The following is a 787-nucleotide window of genomic DNA, read 5'->3' as shown; positions in this document are numbered from 1 at the left end:
TCAAGGTATTCATTTTAAATATCCCCCTTTTCCAACTATTTACTTACTCCATGCAATTTGATATAATCCCCACGAAAATAAGTTATTCCAAGTCCAATGGGTTTATCTTCAATATCGTATAATTTTTGCTCTACTACAAGCAAGGCAATTTTATTCTGTATGTGAAGCAATTTTTTCATCTTTTCTTCCGGAATTTTGGCATATATGATAAGTTCCTTGTTCAAATCATAGAGAGAAGTCCTATCGGATATCATTTCCGGGAAAGTTGCATTTTCGATTTCATTCTCCACAATTGGAACTCCTCTTTTATACAAAAGATATTTTATATCATAGGCCATAGGTTCTCCTTCAGTATAAAATAGTCTCCGGATCATGACAACCTTCTTACTCTCGCTGATCTGGAGACTGCCGGCTAATTTTTCATCAGGAAGTATGATGTCCACAGACAAAAGTTTTGTTCTATCCACATTGTTAATTAAATTGCTCATTTCGTCATAGGCAAAAATATATTTATTGTAATCCGGCTTTTCTACAAAATAGCCCTTCCCTGGAACGGAATATATATAGCCCTCATTCGATAAAATAGAAAGTCCCTTCCTCACTGTCATTCTGCTGGTGTCATATTCACTGCACAAAGACGTTTCAGAAGGCAGCACATCACCTGGTTTCAACTTGCCACTGCTAATTTCACTTCGTATATCCTCGACAATCTTAATATATATTGGATTCTTCATTACTTGTTACTCCTCATCTGTTTTTCCTTCATCCATTTCAAACATATTTTAGT

1 protein-coding gene is annotated in these 787 nt (G+C 35.2%); it reads right to left on the bottom strand.

The genetic code is table 11. The features are described 5' to 3' along the window. Positions 1–35 precede the first annotated feature (35 nt). Positions 36–734 (bottom strand): GntR family transcriptional regulator, encoded by a 699-nt coding sequence (locus ACFHWD_RS20645; protein WP_378062947.1) that lies wholly within the window; start codon positions 732–734, stop codon positions 36–38. Positions 735–787: the final 53 nt, after the last annotated feature.

This window comes from Clostridium sp. MT-14, assembly GCF_042436595.1.
Taxonomy (GTDB): domain Bacteria; phylum Bacillota; class Clostridia; order Clostridiales; family Clostridiaceae; genus Clostridium_B; species Clostridium_B aromativorans.
This window is presented reverse-complemented; position numbering and strand designations above follow the sequence as displayed.

Excerpts from the sequence above, each read along its gene's own strand:
- ACFHWD_RS20645 (WP_378062947.1), bottom strand. The coding sequence starts at position 734 with ATGAAGAATCCAATATATATTAAGATTGTCGAGGATATACGAAGTGAA.